The sequence below is a fragment of the Xanthomonas axonopodis pv. maculifoliigardeniae genome (genome assembly GCF_041519315.1).
GTDB classification, from domain to species: domain Bacteria; phylum Pseudomonadota; class Gammaproteobacteria; order Xanthomonadales; family Xanthomonadaceae; genus Xanthomonas; species Xanthomonas euvesicatoria.
In genome coordinates this window covers 4,857,620-4,873,070 of sequence record NZ_CP167998.1, presented here as the reverse complement: position 1 = coordinate 4,873,070, position 15,451 = coordinate 4,857,620, and the positions used below count along the sequence as shown (strand labels likewise).

Sequence of the window (15,451 nt, the reverse complement as noted above, 5' to 3'; positions counted from 1 at the left end):
CAACGTGTGATCATCTGTTGCCGGCCGCGGGGCGCAGAAAAGCGCCGTGCTCGCAGCCCGGTAGTGAAAAGAGGATGGACCAGACTAGCACCGAGGGCAGGGTTTTCCCAGAGTTATTCACAGGGCCATCCACAGGCCGCCGCCGTCCTCCTCCGCGGTAAGGCAAGCAGGGTGTTGACCTGCGGCGCGGCAGGCCTATAGAATTGCCGGTTCTATTCGTCTCCATTCATGCAGAGGGCCCCATGGCCACCAAGCGTACTTTCCAACCCAGCAATCTCAAGCGAGCACGCGACCATGGTTTCCGCGCACGTATGGCAACCGCCGACGGCCGCAAGATCCTGGCTCGCCGCCGCGCCAAGGGCCGCAAGCGCCTGAGCGCTTGATTGCCGCGCCGCTCCCTGCGGCCGAGGCAGTCCCTACCGTGAACGCATCGAACCCGTGCAGGCGATTTCCTCGCTCTGCGCGGGTTCGTACGCGTGCGCAATATACGATCGTTTTCGATACTGCACGTCGCACCTCGGACCCACTTCTAAGCCTGCACTGGCGCACCGGCGATACACCGCCGCGCCTGGGCATGGCCGTGTCGCGCAAGGTCGATACGCGCGCGGTCGGACGTAACCGCATCAAACGTGTGCTGCGCGATGCCATGCGGCATCTATTGCCCGAGCTGGCCGGTGGTGACTACGTCATCGTGGCGCGCTCGGCGGCGGCAAAAGCGACCAATCCACAGATCCGCGATGCCTTCGTGCGTCTGCTGCGCCGTGCCGGCGCATTGCCCCTGCCTGCTGCGCCCGGCACAATGCCGCCCGCCAGGACGGTGCGCCCATCCTCCCCTTCCCCGACAGAGCCGGAACTGTAGTTCCGACTGAGCGAGTTGCTGCCCGATGAACCAGACCCGTGTTTTCCTGATTTTTGCCTGGCTGATGGTCGCGGCGTTGCTGTGGATGGAGTGGGGCAAGGACAAGGCGGCTGCCAATGCGCCGGTGGCCGCGGCGACCCAGGCGGTGCCGGCGGCGCGCGATCCGGATGCGGCAGCGCCGAGCGCGGCCAATGTGCCTTCGGCCCAGCCCATTCCGCAGGCCGGCGCGCCGGGCACGGTGCCGGCGACCAGCAGCACTGCGGCAACACCGGCTGCAGCCGGCGCTGCGCCGGTGGTGACCCTGACCTCGGATGTGCTGCGCCTGAAGCTGGACGGCCGCAGCGTGCTCGATGCCGAGCTGCTGCAATTCCCGCAGACCAAGGACGGCACCGCGCCGGTCAGCCTGCTGACCGAAGATCCGGCGCACCCGTATAACGCCACCAGCGGCTGGGCCAGCGAGCATTCGCCGGTGCCGGGTGTAGGCGGCTTCCGCGCCGAGCAGCCGGGCACGACGTTCGAAATGGCCAAGGGCCAGAACACGCTGGTGGTGCCGTTCGTCTGGAATGGCCCCGACGGCGTCTCGATCCGTCGCACCTTTACCCTGGAGCGCGGCCGCTATGCCATCTCGATCAAGGACGAGGTGATCAACAAGAGTGGCGCGCCGTGGAACGGCTACGTGTTCCGGAAGCTGAGCCGGGTGCCGACCATCCTCAGCCGCGGCATGACCAATCCGGATTCCTTCAGCTTCAATGGCGCGACCTGGTACAGCCCGCAGGAAGGCTACGAGCGGCGCGCGTTCAAGGACTACATGGACGACGGCGGCCTGAATCGCCAGATCACCGGCGGCTGGGTAGCGCTGCTGCAGCACCACTTCTTCACCGCGTGGATTCCGCAGAAGGACCAAGCCTCGCTGTACGTGCTGGCCCAGGACGGCCCGCGCGACGTGGCCGAGCTGCGCGGCCCGGCCTTCACCGTGGCACCTGGCCAGACCGCCAGCACCGAAGCGCGGCTGTGGGTAGGCCCGAAGCTGGTCAGCCTGATCGCCAAGGAAGACGTCAAGGGCCTGGACCGCGTGGTCGATTACAGCCGCTTCTCGATCATGGCCATCATCGGCCAGGGCCTGTTCTGGGTGCTGAGCCATCTGCACAGCTTCCTGCACAACTGGGGCTGGGCCATCATCGGCCTGGTGGTCCTGCTGCGCCTGGCGCTGTATCCGCTGTCGGCTGCCCAGTACAAGTCCGGTGCCAAGATGCGCCGCTTCCAGCCGCGCCTGGCGCAGCTCAAGGAGCGCTACGGCGACGATCGCGTCAAGTACCAGCAGGCGACGATGGAGCTGTTCAAGAAGGAAAAGATCAACCCGATGGGCGGCTGCCTGCCGCTGCTGATCCAGATGCCGATCTTCTTCGCGCTGTACTGGGTGCTGGTGGAGTCGGTGGAACTGCGCCAGGCGCCGTGGCTGGGCTGGATCCAGGATCTGACTGCGCGCGACCCGTACTTCATCCTGCCGCTGCTCAACATCTCGATCATGTGGGCGACGCAGAAGCTGACCCCGACCCCGGGCATGGACCCGATGCAGGCCAAGATGATGCAGTTCATGCCGCTGGTGTTCGGCGTCATGATGGCCTTCATGCCGGCCGGCCTGGTGCTGTACTGGGTGGTCAACGGCGGGCTGGGCCTGTTGATCCAGTGGTGGATGATCCGCCAGCACGGCGAGAAGCCGAGCAAGATCATCCAGGCCAACGCCAAGTAAGTACACGAAGGCCCGCCGCAAGGCGGGCTTTCTGCATATCAGCCCGCATTGAGTGCCTGTTGTCTCTTTCGCCAAGGACGCCGTCGTGACCACATCGCCGTTGCATCGCCTGTTGCTGTGCGCAAGTTGCGTCGGAGTGCTGGCACTGGCCGGCTGCGGCACGCAGGACGCCAGCGATGCTGCCGGCGCTGCGAAGCCCGCGGCTGCAACGAGCGCTGGCACGCAGGCGGACAAGACCGGGAACGCCACCGGTGCATTGATCGCGCAACTGCGCGAACAGCTGGACCGGCACCGCCGCATCATCGTGCTGCTGGCCGATGAGGACAAACAAACGCCACGCGATCGCGCCACCTCCAGCAGCGTGGGCCAGCAGTTGTTTCATGAAAACCTGGAGCAGCGCGAACGCATTGCCGCATCGTTGGACACGATTCTGGCTTCCAAGGATGCACGCCGGTTCGCGACGATTGCCGCAGTGCTGGACGAGGTGGAATCTGCGTCGGATCTGTTCGATGCCGACCGCCTGGCATTTGCCGAGGTGCTGCGCGATCTGCATGCGCGCATCGGCCGCGACTCTGCATTGCCGGCGGTGAAACTGCATCAGCGCATCGGCGAGGATCTGGAGGCGCTGGACGAGATCGAGCGCAGCTACAACAAGGAGTTGACGCAGATCTTCAGCCGTTTCGATCGCAGCCGCGCCATCGTGCCCAAGCGCGAGAAATGGGGCGACTACGTGGCGCAGTTGCGCACGCTCTATACGCGCGAGAACATCCTGCGCGACCATGGCGTGGTCGAGCCGTACCCGTTCGCCGCGCGCGACAGCGACAGCGAAGTGTTCGGCCGCGACCTGCCGCCCAAGACAGTGGTGCTCACCTTCGACGATGGCCCGCACAAGGCCTACACCGAAGAGATCGTGGCGATTCTCAAGCGCTACGATGTGCCCGGCGTGTTCTTCGAAGTGGGGCGCAACCTCGGCAGCCTGGATGCCAACGGCAAACCGCAACTTGCGCCGCTGTCGAAGATCAGTCATTCGCTGATGGAAGAAGGCTATGCGGTGGGGAACCACAGCCTCACCCACGCACAGTTGTCCAAGACCACCGGCGATGCACTGCGTCGCCAGGTTCTGGATACCGACACCTTGCTGCGTGCAGTGGACGACAAGCGCGCGCCGCTGTTCCGGTTTCCGTATGGCGCACGCAATGCGGAAGGCTTGCAGCTGCTGGGCGAAGCCGGCCTGAAATCGATCATGTGGAACATCGACTCGCTGGACTGGGCCGATCCGGTGCCGGAATCCATCGTGCAACGCGTGCTCGATCAAGTGAACAAGGAGCAGCGTGGCATCGTGCTGTTTCATGACATCCACGACCGCGCAGTGAAGGCGCTGCCGCAGATTCTGGATCGTCTGATCGCCGACGGTTACCAGTTCGCCGGCTGGAATGGCCGTGAGTTCTCGGTCGCGCGCGCACCCGGCGCGGCGGCCGATGCCACGGTGACCACCGGCTATGCGAAATCGTGGGCGATCGTGATCGGCATCGACGACTACGCGCATTGGCCCAAGCTGGAATATGCGGCCAACGATGCGCAGGCGATTGCCAGTACCCTGACCGGGCCGTTGGGATTTCCGTCCTCGCAAGTGATCGTGCTCAAGGACGGGCAGGCCACGCGCAACAATATCCTGGCCGCATTCCACGACCGCCTCGGCGAAGGCCGTGCACAAACCAACGACCGCGTGTTCGTGTTCTTTGCCGGGCATGGCGCCACACGACGGCTCGCTTCCGGTCGCGATCTGGGTTACATCATTCCGGTCGACTCGGACCCGCAGCATCTGGCCAGCGATGCGATCGCAATGAGCGATTTGCAGAACATCGCCGAAAGCCTGCAGGCCAAGCACGTCTTGTTCGTGATGGATGCGTGCTACAGCGGGCTGGGATTGACGCGTGGCGGGCCGACGTCCAGCGCGTATCTGCGCGAGAACGCGCGGCGCATCGCGCGCCAGATGCTCACCGCCGGCGGCGCCGATCAACAGGTGGCCGATAGCGGGCCCAATGGGCATTCGGTGTTCACCTGGGTGCTGTTGCAGGCATTGGCTGGCAAGGGCGACCTCAATGGCGATGGCTTGATCACCGGAACCGAACTGGCCGCGTACGTGGCGCCCGCGGTGTCGGCAGTCTCGGCGCAGACGCCGGCATTCGGCAGCCTGCCCGGTTCGCAAGGCGGCGAATTCGTGTTCCAGGTTCCCAGCGGCGAAGAATTTCTCACTGCGCAGACCGCGCAGCTGTCGGCCGATGCGATTGCGCTCAACTCACGTGTGGACGCAGCGCGCCCTGTGCCGGCCGCAGCCGGTGTGGCAGTGGCTGCAGTGCCGGTGACGGTGAAGACACTGCAAGGTGGCCAGGCCACGCTGGTGTTGCCCACCGCAGCAAAGAGCAGCGATCGCCAACGTGCACAACTGGCCAACGAACGCGGCCTGCAGTTGTACAAGGAAAAGCGCTATGCCGATGCGGCCGAGCAATTTGCCGAGGCACTGAAGCTGCGTCCGGATTTCGCGCTGGCGGCCAACAACCTGGGCTTTGTGTATTACCGTCAGGGGCGCTTTGCCGAATCGGCGCGCTGGCTGGAAAATACCTTGAAGATCGATCCCTCGCGCGCGGTGGCCTATCTCAATCTCGGCGATGCATATGCCAAGGCAGGCGATCGCGACAAGGCGCGCAAGGCCTATGCCACCTACCTGGAATTGCAGCCGCAAGGCAGTGGTGCCGAGCAGGCGCGCGCACAGCTGCAATCGTTGTGACCGGACGCGCGACACGACATGGCGTGCAGACGCCAGACAGCGCGGATGTCGTCATGGGAGGTGATTCAAAAGTGCCCGCAAATATGTGGGTCGGCGTTGTTGACTGCGCCGTTTAAACTACAGGTGTCCTTTTTCAATCCACGTAGAGCAGTGCCCATGTCGTCTTCCGCTTCGACCATCGTTGCCATCGCCAGTGCTGCCGGAATCGGCGGCGTGGGCATCGTGCGCCTGTCCGGGGCGCAGTCGGTGCAGATTGCAGCGCAACTGGGAATTGCGCGGATGCAGCCGCGGCATGCGCACTACGCGCGTTTTCGCGACGGGCAGGGCGCCATCATCGACGATGGCATTGCGCTGTGGTTCAACGCGCCGCACAGCTTTACCGGCGAAGACGTCGTCGAGCTGCAAGGCCATGGCAGCCCGGTGCTGTTGCGGCAACTGGTTGCCCGTTGCATCGAACTGGGTGCCCGCCAGGCACGCGCCGGTGAATTCAGTGAGCGTGCATTTCTCAACGGCAAGCTCGATCTTGCGCAGGCCGAAGCGATCGCCGACCTGATCGCAGCCGGCGACCTGCGGGCGGCACGCGCCGCGCGGCGCGCACTGGACGGGGTGTTTTCGCGACGGGTCGATGCGGTGGCGGACACACTGACCCGCCTGCGTATCCACGTGGAAGCGGCCATCGACTTTGCCGACGAGCCGCTCGACACCTTGGGCGGCAACCAACTACGCGATGGTCTGGGTCAGGCGCGCAACGTGCTCGCCCAGCTGCTGCGCGATGCCGAACGCGGACGCAAGTTGCGCGACGGCCTGCATGCGGTGTTGATCGGCCCGCCCAACGCCGGCAAGAGTTCCTTGCTCAATGCGCTGGCCGGAAGCGACCGGGCGATCGTCACCGATGTCGCCGGCACCACCCGCGACACCTTGCACGAAGCCATCCAGCTCGACGGCTTCGAGTTGACCCTGGTCGATACCGCCGGCCTGCGCGATGGCGGCGATGCGATCGAACGCGAAGGCATGCGCCGTGCACGCGCCGAGCTGGAGCGCGCGGACCTGGCACTGGTGGTGCTGGATGCACGCGACCCGCAGGCCGCCCGCGATGCCATTGGCGATGCCATCGATGCCGTGCCGCGTCAGCTGTGGATCCACAACAAATGCGATCTGCTCGGCAATGCCGCATCGCTCGATGCCAATGCGATCGCTGTCTCTGCCGTGACCGGACAAGGACTGGAGCAATTGCACATCCGCCTACGCGCGCTTGCGCTCGGCGATGGCGTGGACAGCGTCGAGGGCGAATTCTCTGCCCGCACGCGGCATGTTCAGGCGCTGCGTCGCGCCGAACAACACGTGGACGCTGCCGATCTGGAACTGGGTTTCGAGCAGCTGGAACTGGCTGCCGAAGAACTGCGCCTGGCACATGAAGCGCTCGGCGAGATCACCGGAAAGCTCAGTGCCGATGACCTGCTCGGCAAGATCTTCTCGAGTTTTTGCATCGGCAAGTGATGCGGCGATGCCCAGCGCGATGAGGCGCGCGGGAACCGTCGGAACCGGGCCGCACCCAGACGCAGCTGCCGCCGCACATCATCTGCGTGGACGGCGATGCGGGCGCAACCTCTCGCACGTCGTCCGAGCACCGCAGGCGCATCCGCCGTGCGCGTGCGGTGGACTACATCACCCCAGGCAATGCGGTCCCTAGCGCTTGGTTTTCCGCGTTGCACGCAGCCACCGAGGACGCAGCCGGCTGCTTGGCCTGCGCCTGTTCGATCTCGCGGCGTGCGGCGGCCAGGTCTTTTTCGAACGCAGGATTGGCGTGCAATGCGGCGACCGTGGCAGCGCCCACCACGCGGCCCTGGGTCACATCGCTCTGCCAGTGCACGTTGCAGACCAGGCGGCTGTCGCCGAAGGCGCGGCCGCGCGCGAGCAGGGCGTCGCGGTGGGCGGGGGCGATTTCGGACAGGATCAGACCCCAGGTCCAGCCGATGGCGGTGTGGCCGGAGGGGTAGGAACCGTTCTTGCGCAGGGCCGCGTCATCGGCCGGGGTGCACATCGGTTGCGCGTTGCGCATGAACGGGCGTGGACGCTGATAGCGTGCCTTGGCGGCGCTGGTCGCGGTGCTGGCATCGCGCATGCTGCGTTCGAGCAGACGGATCAGATGCGGGGTGCTGGTCTGGTCGATCTGTATGCCGAGCGCGCAGCTGAAGTGCGTGGCCGCAGCCGGAAAGCTCAGCACCGCGTCCTGCGCGGCCAGCTCCCAGCGCGGTGTCCCGCGCAGGGCGAGCATGGCCTTGGCCACTGCCTCGTCGTTGGCGAGCGCAGCGCTGCCCTCCTGCGGTGGCGGTGGCACCAGCTGCACGCTGTCGGGCAGTTGTTGTTTCTCCAGGTACCCATGCGCATCGGTGGCGAGCACCGAATCTTTCGCGGCTGCCTTGTCCCGTGCACTTGCGATGCCGCTGCCGATCAACAGCGCGGCGATGGCAACGCTGACCAGCGTCCGGTGAGAGTGGCAAGCAATGCGCTGCGACATGGCAACCTCAGACAACACGAATGGAAGAGCCCGCAGATTACGACGGCTCGATGACAGCTGCATGCCAACGCGACGCAGCAACGGCCAGGGATGCGAAACGGTTGTCGTTGCACTGTCATGTTTCGGTCGCATCGACGCAAGACAACTGTCGCACGCTTGCCGCCATCTTTTGACTCGTCCCCAACGCCGCTCATGCCCAAGACCCATCAGTTAAGTGCCGCCGTTCTCGCCGCGCTCGTGCTCGCGCCTGCCGCTTACGCCGCCGACCCTGAGGTGTCTGCCGATACCGGTGCGACCGTGCAGCAACTCGATGCGGTGTCGGTGATCGGCCAGGGCGAAACCCGCCAGGTGCAGCGCATCACCCCGCAGGACATTGCGGTGCTGCCGCCGGGCACCAGCATCCAGAAGCTGCTCAACCGCATGCCGGGCGTGAACGTGCAATCCAACGATGCGTTCGGTGCCAACGAAGAATCGCAGACGATCAGCCTGCGCGGCTTCAACGGCACGCGCCTGGGCTATACGCTCGACGGCCTGCCGCTGGGCGACAACGCCTATGGCAACTACAACGGCCTCAACATCAGCCGCGCATTGATTGCGGAAAACTTCGGCGGCGTGGAGCTGGCTTCGGGCATCGGTGCGTTGGGCACGGCGTCGACCAGCAACCTGGGCGGCACCATCCAGTATTACTCGGCAGATCCGTCCAGCGTATTCGGCGGGCAGGTATCGCAGACGGTGGGCTCCGATGCCAATCGGCGTACCTTCCTGCGCGTGGATACCGGCGATTACAACGGGTTTTCGGCATATGTGTCGGGCATCAACGCCGAAGCCGACATGTGGGCGCGCCCGGAATCGCCGACCACCACGCGGCAGTTCAATGCCAAGGGCGTGTACCAGTTCGATGGCGGCAAGCTGACCGCATTCGCCGATACCTCGCGTACTTCGCAGGCCGACTATGCGTACCTGTCCAAGAGCGGCATGGCACGCGGCCTGGGCTGGGACTGGAATCTGTACGCGCCGGACTGGAACCGCGCATTGGCTGCAGCGTATTGCGCACCGGCCACGCGCAATGCCGCGCGTTGCGGTTTCAGCGGCGGTGTCGACAACATCGACGATGCGTATTACCAGAGCCGCGCCTTGCGCGACGACGACCTGTTCTACGTGGCCGGCGATTTCCAGCCCAACGATGCGATCAGCCTGCATACGCAGGTCTATCACCATGAAAACAAGGGCCAGGGCCACTGGTGGTCGCCGGGCCAGGCGTCCAATCCGGGTACGCCGCAGGCATTGCCGATTTCCATCCGCAGCACCAATTACTGGATCAACCGCACCGGCGGCATCGCCTCGCTCGGTTGGGATCTTGGCCCGCATCATCTGGAAGCGGGCCTGTGGTACGAGCGCAATCATCACGATGTGGAGCGCAATTTCTACTGGATCGATGGTCCGGTCAGCGACGACAAGTTCCTTCAGAATCCCAATCGCCGTTTGTTCTCGCAGAACTACATCATCACCACGCGGCAGTTCTACGTGCAGGGCAATTTCAGGTTCCTGGATGAGCGTCTGAGCCTGGACCTGGGCGTCAAGAGCCCAAGCACCGAAATGACCGCGCGCGAGACGCCGGGCGTGGCAGTGGAAGCGCCGGTGGCCACCGGTTCGCTCAAGGCCAGCGAATCGGTGTTGCCGCAGATCGGCGTGGGCTATCGCCTGGCCGAAGGCCAGGAAGTGTTCGCCTCGTACGCGGAAAACATCGCCGCGTTCCAGGGCGGCGGCGCCGGCGGTCCATTGCTGGTGACCCAGGCCTCGTTCGATGCCAGCGTCGGCGCATTGGAGCCGGAGAAATCGCGCACGCTGGAAGCGGGCTATCGGTTCGTGCGCGACCGCTTCGAAGCCTCGCTGGTCGGTTACGACGTCACCTTCGATAACCGCCTGCTTTCGCTCAACCCCTGCGCCAGCATCCAGCAGGGCACCACGCCCGCATGCACCACGCGCTTCTTCAACGTGGGCTCGGTGAGCAGCCGCGGCGGCGAACTGACGGTGATCTGGAAGCCGACCAGCTACCTGCAGTGGTACAACTCGGCCTCGATCAACCGTTCGACCTACGACGACAACTACGTGCAGAACGGCGTGGTGATTCCCACCGCCGGCAAGTACACCGTCGACACGCCCAAGCGCATGTTCGCCAGCGAACTGGCCTTCAATTACGGGCCGTGGAATCTCAACCTGCGCGGCAAGTACACCGGCCAGCGCTACTACACCTACACCAACGACCAGGGCTTCGGCGGCTACACCGCCTTCGATGCGGGCGGTGGTTATGACTTCGGCCAGGTTGGCGTGCTGCAGGGGCTCAAGCTTTCGCTCAATGTCACCAACCTCACCGACAAGCGTTACGCCTCCAACCTGACGGCCTTCGCCAATAGCGATCCCAACGGCCGCCAGCTGGCCTTCCATGCCAGTGCGCCGCGGCAAGTGTTCTTGACGCTGGATGCGAAGTTCTGAGGACGGGAATCGGGATTGGGGAATCGTAAGAGCCGGTCTTGCGGTTGCTTACCGAATTCCGGTTTCGATCGACGCAGACAGTTTCAGGCTGGCGAACAAGACGTCGCGAGTGATGTTCCGGCGGGTGCTGACGATGCAGCGGAAGCGGGATGTACAGTCGTACCTCCCGCGCCGCCTATCGACCAGACTCGCCCGGCGGTCATACGTCGATTCGGTACCTGTTTTTCGTTGGAGAGATGCATGATGCAGTTCGGTCGTATCTGGTTGGTGGGAGCGATGATGGTTGGCATGAACGGCCCGGCAGTTGCCGAAGCGCCGCTGGCCAAGACGGTGCAGATCTTTGCGCACCGCGGCGCCAGTGCGCTGCGTCCGGAACACACCCTGGCCTCCTATGCCAAAGCCATTGTCGATGGCGCCGATTTTGTCGAGCCGGATCTGGTGTCCACCAAGGATGGCGTACTGATCGCGCGGCACGAGAACGAGATCGGCGGCACCACCGATGTGGCCAGCCACCCGGAATTCGCTGCGCGCAAGACCCGCAAGACCATCGACGGTCAGGCGATGGAAGGCTGGTTCACCGAAGATTTCACCCTGGCCGAGTTGAAGACGCTACGTGCGCGCGAGCGGCTGCCGCAGCTGCGCGGCACGCGCTGGGACGGGCAATTCCAGATCGTGACCTTCGAGGAGATCATCGATTTCGTCGCCGCAGAATCGGCAGCGACCGGCCGCACCATCGGGCTGATTCCGGAGATCAAGCACCCCAGCTATTTCAAGGCGCTGGGCCTGCCGATGGAAGACAAGGTGCTGGCCACCTTGCAGGCGCATGCCTATACCCGGACTGCGCCGGTGATCATCCAGTCGTTCGAGACCGGCAACCTGCGCTATCTGCGCGACAAGATCGGGCGCACCAGCAACATCGGCCTGCTGCAGTTGCTCGGTGGCGCGCAGATGGCGCTGCCCGCCGGCACGGACGATGCGCCGAAGACCTACGGGCAGATGATCACGCCGGACGGCCTGAAGCAGGTCGCGACATATGCCGATGCGATCGGCCCCGACATCCGCAGCATCATCCCGCTGGATGCGCAGCAACGTTTGGGCGCGCCCACCAGCCTGGTGCACGACGCACATGCGGCCGGGTTGCAGGTGCAGCCGTATACGTTCCGTCCAGAAAATTATTTTCTGGCCGCCAACAACCGCAGCGGCGGCGCGGTGACCGAGCGCAACGACGCCGGTGCGTTGGTCGAGTTGAAGGCGTATCTGGATGCGGGCATCGATGCGTTCTTCGCCGACGACCCGGGCCTGGCGCGGCGCGCATTGAGCGGGCGCCCCGCGCGCTAATCAGCATCTGTAGGAGCGCGCCAGAGCGCGACGGGTTCTATCGGTACGGCCCGTCGCGCAGGCACGCTCCTACGCAGGGCAGCGCAGCGCGATCGACCGATTCGTGGTTGCCTGATCCGTCTCAGGTACCTGGTGGCCGTTCGCGCGGCGGGAAATGCAGCACCACGTTGTCTGAGCCATCGTCCTGGCGCTGCCACAGCACCGGCACCTGACGCGGCGGTGGCGGTTCCAGCATCGCGTGCTCAGGGTTGCTCACCTCCCAGGCGGCGTCTTCGTCCTCGTCTTCCCAGCTGTAGCGCGGCCTGGCCTGTTGCGGGTCGCGCAGGCGCAGCAGCAGGGCGGCGATCAGGCCGGCCACCGCACCGCCCAGATGCGATTGCCAGGACACGCCGGCTTCGTGCGGCAGGATGGTCATCAGCATGCCGCCGTAGAACAGGAAGGCGATCATGCTGGTGGCGATCGCGGGGCGGTCGCGGCGCAGCAGGCCCAGCACGAACACCAGGAACATCAGCCCGTGGGTCACGCCGCTGGCGCCCAGATGCCGGCTGCCGGGTTCGCCCAGCAGCCATGCGCCCAGGCCCGAGCCCAGCCACAACAGCGGCAGCGCCATGACGGTGGCACGTGGATACACGCTGCCGGCCAGCGTGCCCAGGATCAGCAGCGCCGCGGCGTTGGCGCCCAGGTGGGCCAGCGAACCATGCAGCAGCGGTGCGGTGAGGATGCCGCGCAGGCCGTCGGCCTGCAGCGGTGCCACCGCCCAGGCGCGCAAGTCGAACATGCCCTGGGCGGTGAACACCGCCACCAGCAGCAGCACGGCGGCAAGGCTCACATTGAAGGCGCGCAAGACCCGGGAACGATCCAGGCGAGCTTGGGCGGTGGTGTCGGCGGCGGCAACAGGATGCGGTGTCATACCTTCACGGATGGCGTCGCGCGGGTTTTTTTACAAGCCTCTCAAACTCGGGATAAGCAGGCCCGGCGGCGGGATAATCCAATCCCGCCGCCGAATCCTGGCGTCGTCTGCCGCGCATGACGCAAGTGGATGAGGCGCGGCACCGCACGTGCCGCGCCATCCGCCATCTGCAAAGTCCACTTCCGGCCGATCTGCAGCTTGGCTGCAGGGCCCTTGCCCGCCCACCATCGCGGGACACGCTGCAAGTACGTCCTTGTAAGCTCTGGCGCGGCATCCATGCCGCTCAAGGTCCCGCGACGGTGGGCGGGCAAGGACCTGGCGAGATGGTCGGTGCGCATGGTTGCCAGCAGTGCAGGCTGCGCCACGATTCCCGATTCCCGATTCCCTCAGTGCCCGGCAGGCCTGGGCGGGCGCAGCAGGCTCAGCACGATGGTCGCCACCAGGATCGCAACCACCACGCCCAGCGACACCAGCACCGGGATCTTGTACAGATCGATGATCATCATCTTGATGCCGATGAACACCAGGATCACCGCCAGGCCGTAGGGCAGCAGGTGGAAGCGGTCGGCCATGCCGGCCAGCAGGAAGAACATCGCGCGCAGGCCCAGCACCGCGAACACGTTGGAGGTGAGCACGATGAACGGGTCGGTGGTGATCGCGAAGATCGCCGGGATGCTGTCCACCGCGAAGATCACATCGATCACCGCGATCAAAATCAGCACCACGAACAGCGGCGTAAACCAGCGCTTGCCGTCCTTGATCACGCTGAGCAGGTTGCCGTGGTACTGCGGGCTCAGGCGCAGGTGCCCGCGCATCCAGCGCAGCACCGGGTTGGCTTCCAGATCCGGCTCCTTGCCGGCGGAGAACCACATCTTGATGCCGGTCAGCAGCAGGAACGCACCGAACACGTAGAGCAGCCAATGGAACTTGGCCAGCAGCATCGAGCCGGCAAAGATCATGATCGCGCGCAGCACGATCGCGCCCAGCACGCCGATGATCAGCACGCGCTGGCGCTGTTCTTCGGGCACGCCGAAGTAGGTCATCACCATCAGGAAGACGAAGATGTTGTCGACCGCCAGGGATTTTTCCACCAGGTAGCCGGTGAGGAACTGCAGCCCGATCTGGTCGGCCTGGGCGTCGCCGACGCTGCCTTGCAGGTACCACCACAGCCCGGCATTGAAGGCCAGCGCCAGCAGCACCCAACCGATGCTCCACCAGGTGGCCTCCTTGAAGGTGACCTTGTGGGCGCCGCCGTGGCGCATCAGCACCAGATCGATCAGCAGCGCGGCGATCACCACCACCGCGAAGCCACCCCATAACCACACGTTGCCAATGGTTTGCATAAGAATCCCGAAAAAAGTGAAAGCGGCCTGGACAGCCGGCGGGCTGAGGCCTTGTGACACGGAAATCGTGGATTCCGGGTGACGGACCTTCGCCTGCGCGGCGAAGGTCTCGCTCGCAACCGGCCGGGCCGGTTGCCGTTGCACCGGAGCGCTGCACATGGCGGGCTCGTAATGACGGCGACAACGCTGGGAGCTACTCCCCTTCTGCGCCCGATTCTGCGTGCACGGCGCAGGCACGTCAATCCAGCCGGATACAATGGACCGATGAATATTCCAGTCCCCGTCGTCCGTCTCAAGAATGCCTGGCGCTCCAGCCACCCGTGGATCTTCCAGAAGCTGGTGGAAAAGCCCGCCGCCAAGCCCAAGCCCGGCACCATCGTCGATGTGGTCGGCGTGGATGGGGAATGGATTGGCCGCGGCTTCTACAACGGCCATTCGCGCATTGCCGCGCGCATCCTGGAAACCGACCGGTCGGTACCGGTGGATGCGGGCTGGTTCTCGCGCAAGATCGCCGCGGCAGTGAGCCTGCGCCGCGACTGGCTCAAGCTCGATGGCGTGTCCGACGCTTGGCGCGTGGTGCACAGCGAAGGCGACGGCCTGTCCGGCCTGGTGGTGGACCGCTACGGCGACCTGGTGGTGGTGGAGTTCTTCGCCGCCGGCATGTTCCGTCATCGCGAATGGATCTACGAGGCGCTGCGCGAACAGTTCCCTGGCTGCCGCTTCCACAGCTTTGCCGACGAACATGTGCAAAAGCAGGAAAGCTTCGATTTCCACAGCAACACCACCACCGAAGCGGCGGTGATCACCGAGCACGGCATCAAGTTCCGCGCCGACCCGGCCGGTGCGCACAAGACCGGTTTTTTCGCCGACCAGCGCGACAACCGCCAGTGGCTGAGCGAGCAGGTCGAAGGCAAGAGCGTGCTGGACCTGTGCTGCAACACCGGCGGCTTTGCGGTGTATGCGGCCGCCCGCGGTGCGGCCGAAGTGCTGGGCGTGGACATCGACGAAGACGTGATTGCCATTGCCAAGGGCAACGCCAAGCTCAATAACGTGCGGCCCAAGTTCGTGCAGGCCGACATCTTTCCGTGGCTGCGCGATGCGGCCAACCGCGGCGAGCAGTTCGATGTGGTGATCCTGGATCCGGCCAAGATGACCCGCGACCGCGATCAGGTGATTCCGGCGCTGAAGAAATACCTGGACATGAACAAGCTGGCCTTGGGCGTGGTCAAGCCGGGCGGCCTGTTCGCCACCTTCTCGTGCACCGGTCTGGTGGCCGAGCAGGAGTTCCTGGACATGCTGCGGCGCGCCTCATATTTCTCCGGGCGCACCATCCAGATCCTGAAAGTGGCCGGGGCCGGTCCCGATCATCCGTTCATGGCGCACGTGCAGGAATCGCGCTATCTGAAGGCGGTGTTCTGCCGGGTGATGTAGCAGCGCGTTGCGGCGAAAGAC

At 64.9% G+C, this 15,451-nt stretch carries 11 protein-coding genes; 8 read left to right on the top strand and 3 right to left on the bottom strand.

The genetic code is table 11. The features are described from left to right. Window positions 1-242 precede the first annotated feature (242 nt). The 5 genes from rpmH (at window position 243) to mnmE (ending at window position 6,894) form a co-directional block, all read left to right on the top strand. Window positions 243-383, top strand: coding sequence for a 50S ribosomal protein L34 (gene rpmH / locus ACDH77_RS20625; protein ID WP_002805908.1), 141 nt, complete (start codon window positions 243-245; stop codon window positions 381-383). A 38-nt stretch (window positions 384-421) separates the two neighbouring features. Further along, window positions 422-859, top strand: a complete 438-nt coding sequence (rnpA, locus tag ACDH77_RS20620) for a ribonuclease P protein component (protein WP_007968218.1) — start codon at window positions 422-424, stop codon at window positions 857-859. Window positions 860-884: 25 nt separating this feature from the next. Beyond that, window positions 885-2,609, top strand: coding sequence for a membrane protein insertase YidC (gene yidC, locus ACDH77_RS20615; RefSeq protein ID WP_008573001.1), 1,725 nt, complete (start codon window positions 885-887; stop codon window positions 2,607-2,609). Between the two features lie 85 nt (window positions 2,610-2,694). Further along, a complete protein-coding gene (locus tag ACDH77_RS20610; protein WP_122273461.1) occupies window positions 2,695-5,397 on the top strand; it encodes a polysaccharide deacetylase family protein in 2,703 nt (900 codons plus the stop codon). Window positions 5,398-5,553: 156 nt separating this feature from the next. Next, on the top strand, window positions 5,554-6,894 hold the full coding sequence (gene mnmE / locus ACDH77_RS20605) for a tRNA uridine-5-carboxymethylaminomethyl(34) synthesis GTPase MnmE (protein WP_029820540.1): 1,341 nt from the start codon (window positions 5,554-5,556) through the stop codon (window positions 6,892-6,894). A 163-nt stretch (window positions 6,895-7,057) separates the two neighbouring features. Here the strand turns inward: mnmE and ACDH77_RS20600 are convergent, their stop codons facing one another. Beyond that, window positions 7,058-7,915, bottom strand: coding sequence for a phosphatase PAP2 family protein (locus tag ACDH77_RS20600; RefSeq protein WP_109290577.1), 858 nt, complete (start codon window positions 7,913-7,915; stop codon window positions 7,058-7,060). A gap of 192 nt (window positions 7,916-8,107) precedes the next feature. Here ACDH77_RS20600 and ACDH77_RS20595 point away from each other — a divergent pair, with 192 nt between their 5' ends. Both ACDH77_RS20595 and ACDH77_RS20590 read left to right on the top strand, forming a co-directional pair. Next, entirely contained in the window at window positions 8,108-10,408 is a 2,301-nt protein-coding gene (locus ACDH77_RS20595; protein WP_057682036.1) for a TonB-dependent receptor, read from the top strand. A 240-nt stretch (window positions 10,409-10,648) separates the two neighbouring features. Continuing rightward, window positions 10,649-11,746, top strand: a complete 1,098-nt coding sequence (locus ACDH77_RS20590; protein ID WP_126952612.1) for a glycerophosphodiester phosphodiesterase — start codon at window positions 10,649-10,651, stop codon at window positions 11,744-11,746. 121 nt (window positions 11,747-11,867) lie between these two features. Here the strand turns inward: ACDH77_RS20590 and ACDH77_RS20585 are convergent, their stop codons facing one another. Continuing rightward, complete coding sequence (locus ACDH77_RS20585) at window positions 11,868-12,656, bottom strand: rhomboid family intramembrane serine protease (RefSeq protein WP_109290574.1); 789 nt, start codon at window positions 12,654-12,656, stop codon at window positions 11,868-11,870. 386 nt (window positions 12,657-13,042) lie between these two features. Continuing rightward, on the bottom strand, window positions 13,043-13,999 hold the full coding sequence (locus tag ACDH77_RS20580) for a TerC family protein (RefSeq protein ID WP_011349210.1): 957 nt from the start codon (window positions 13,997-13,999) through the stop codon (window positions 13,043-13,045). Between the two features lie 264 nt (window positions 14,000-14,263). On the opposite strand from ACDH77_RS20580, the gene ACDH77_RS20575 reads away from it, so the two are divergent. Beyond that, on the top strand, window positions 14,264-15,430 hold the full coding sequence (locus tag ACDH77_RS20575; RefSeq protein ID WP_372353648.1) for a class I SAM-dependent rRNA methyltransferase: 1,167 nt from the start codon (window positions 14,264-14,266) through the stop codon (window positions 15,428-15,430). Window positions 15,431-15,451: the final 21 nt, after the last annotated feature.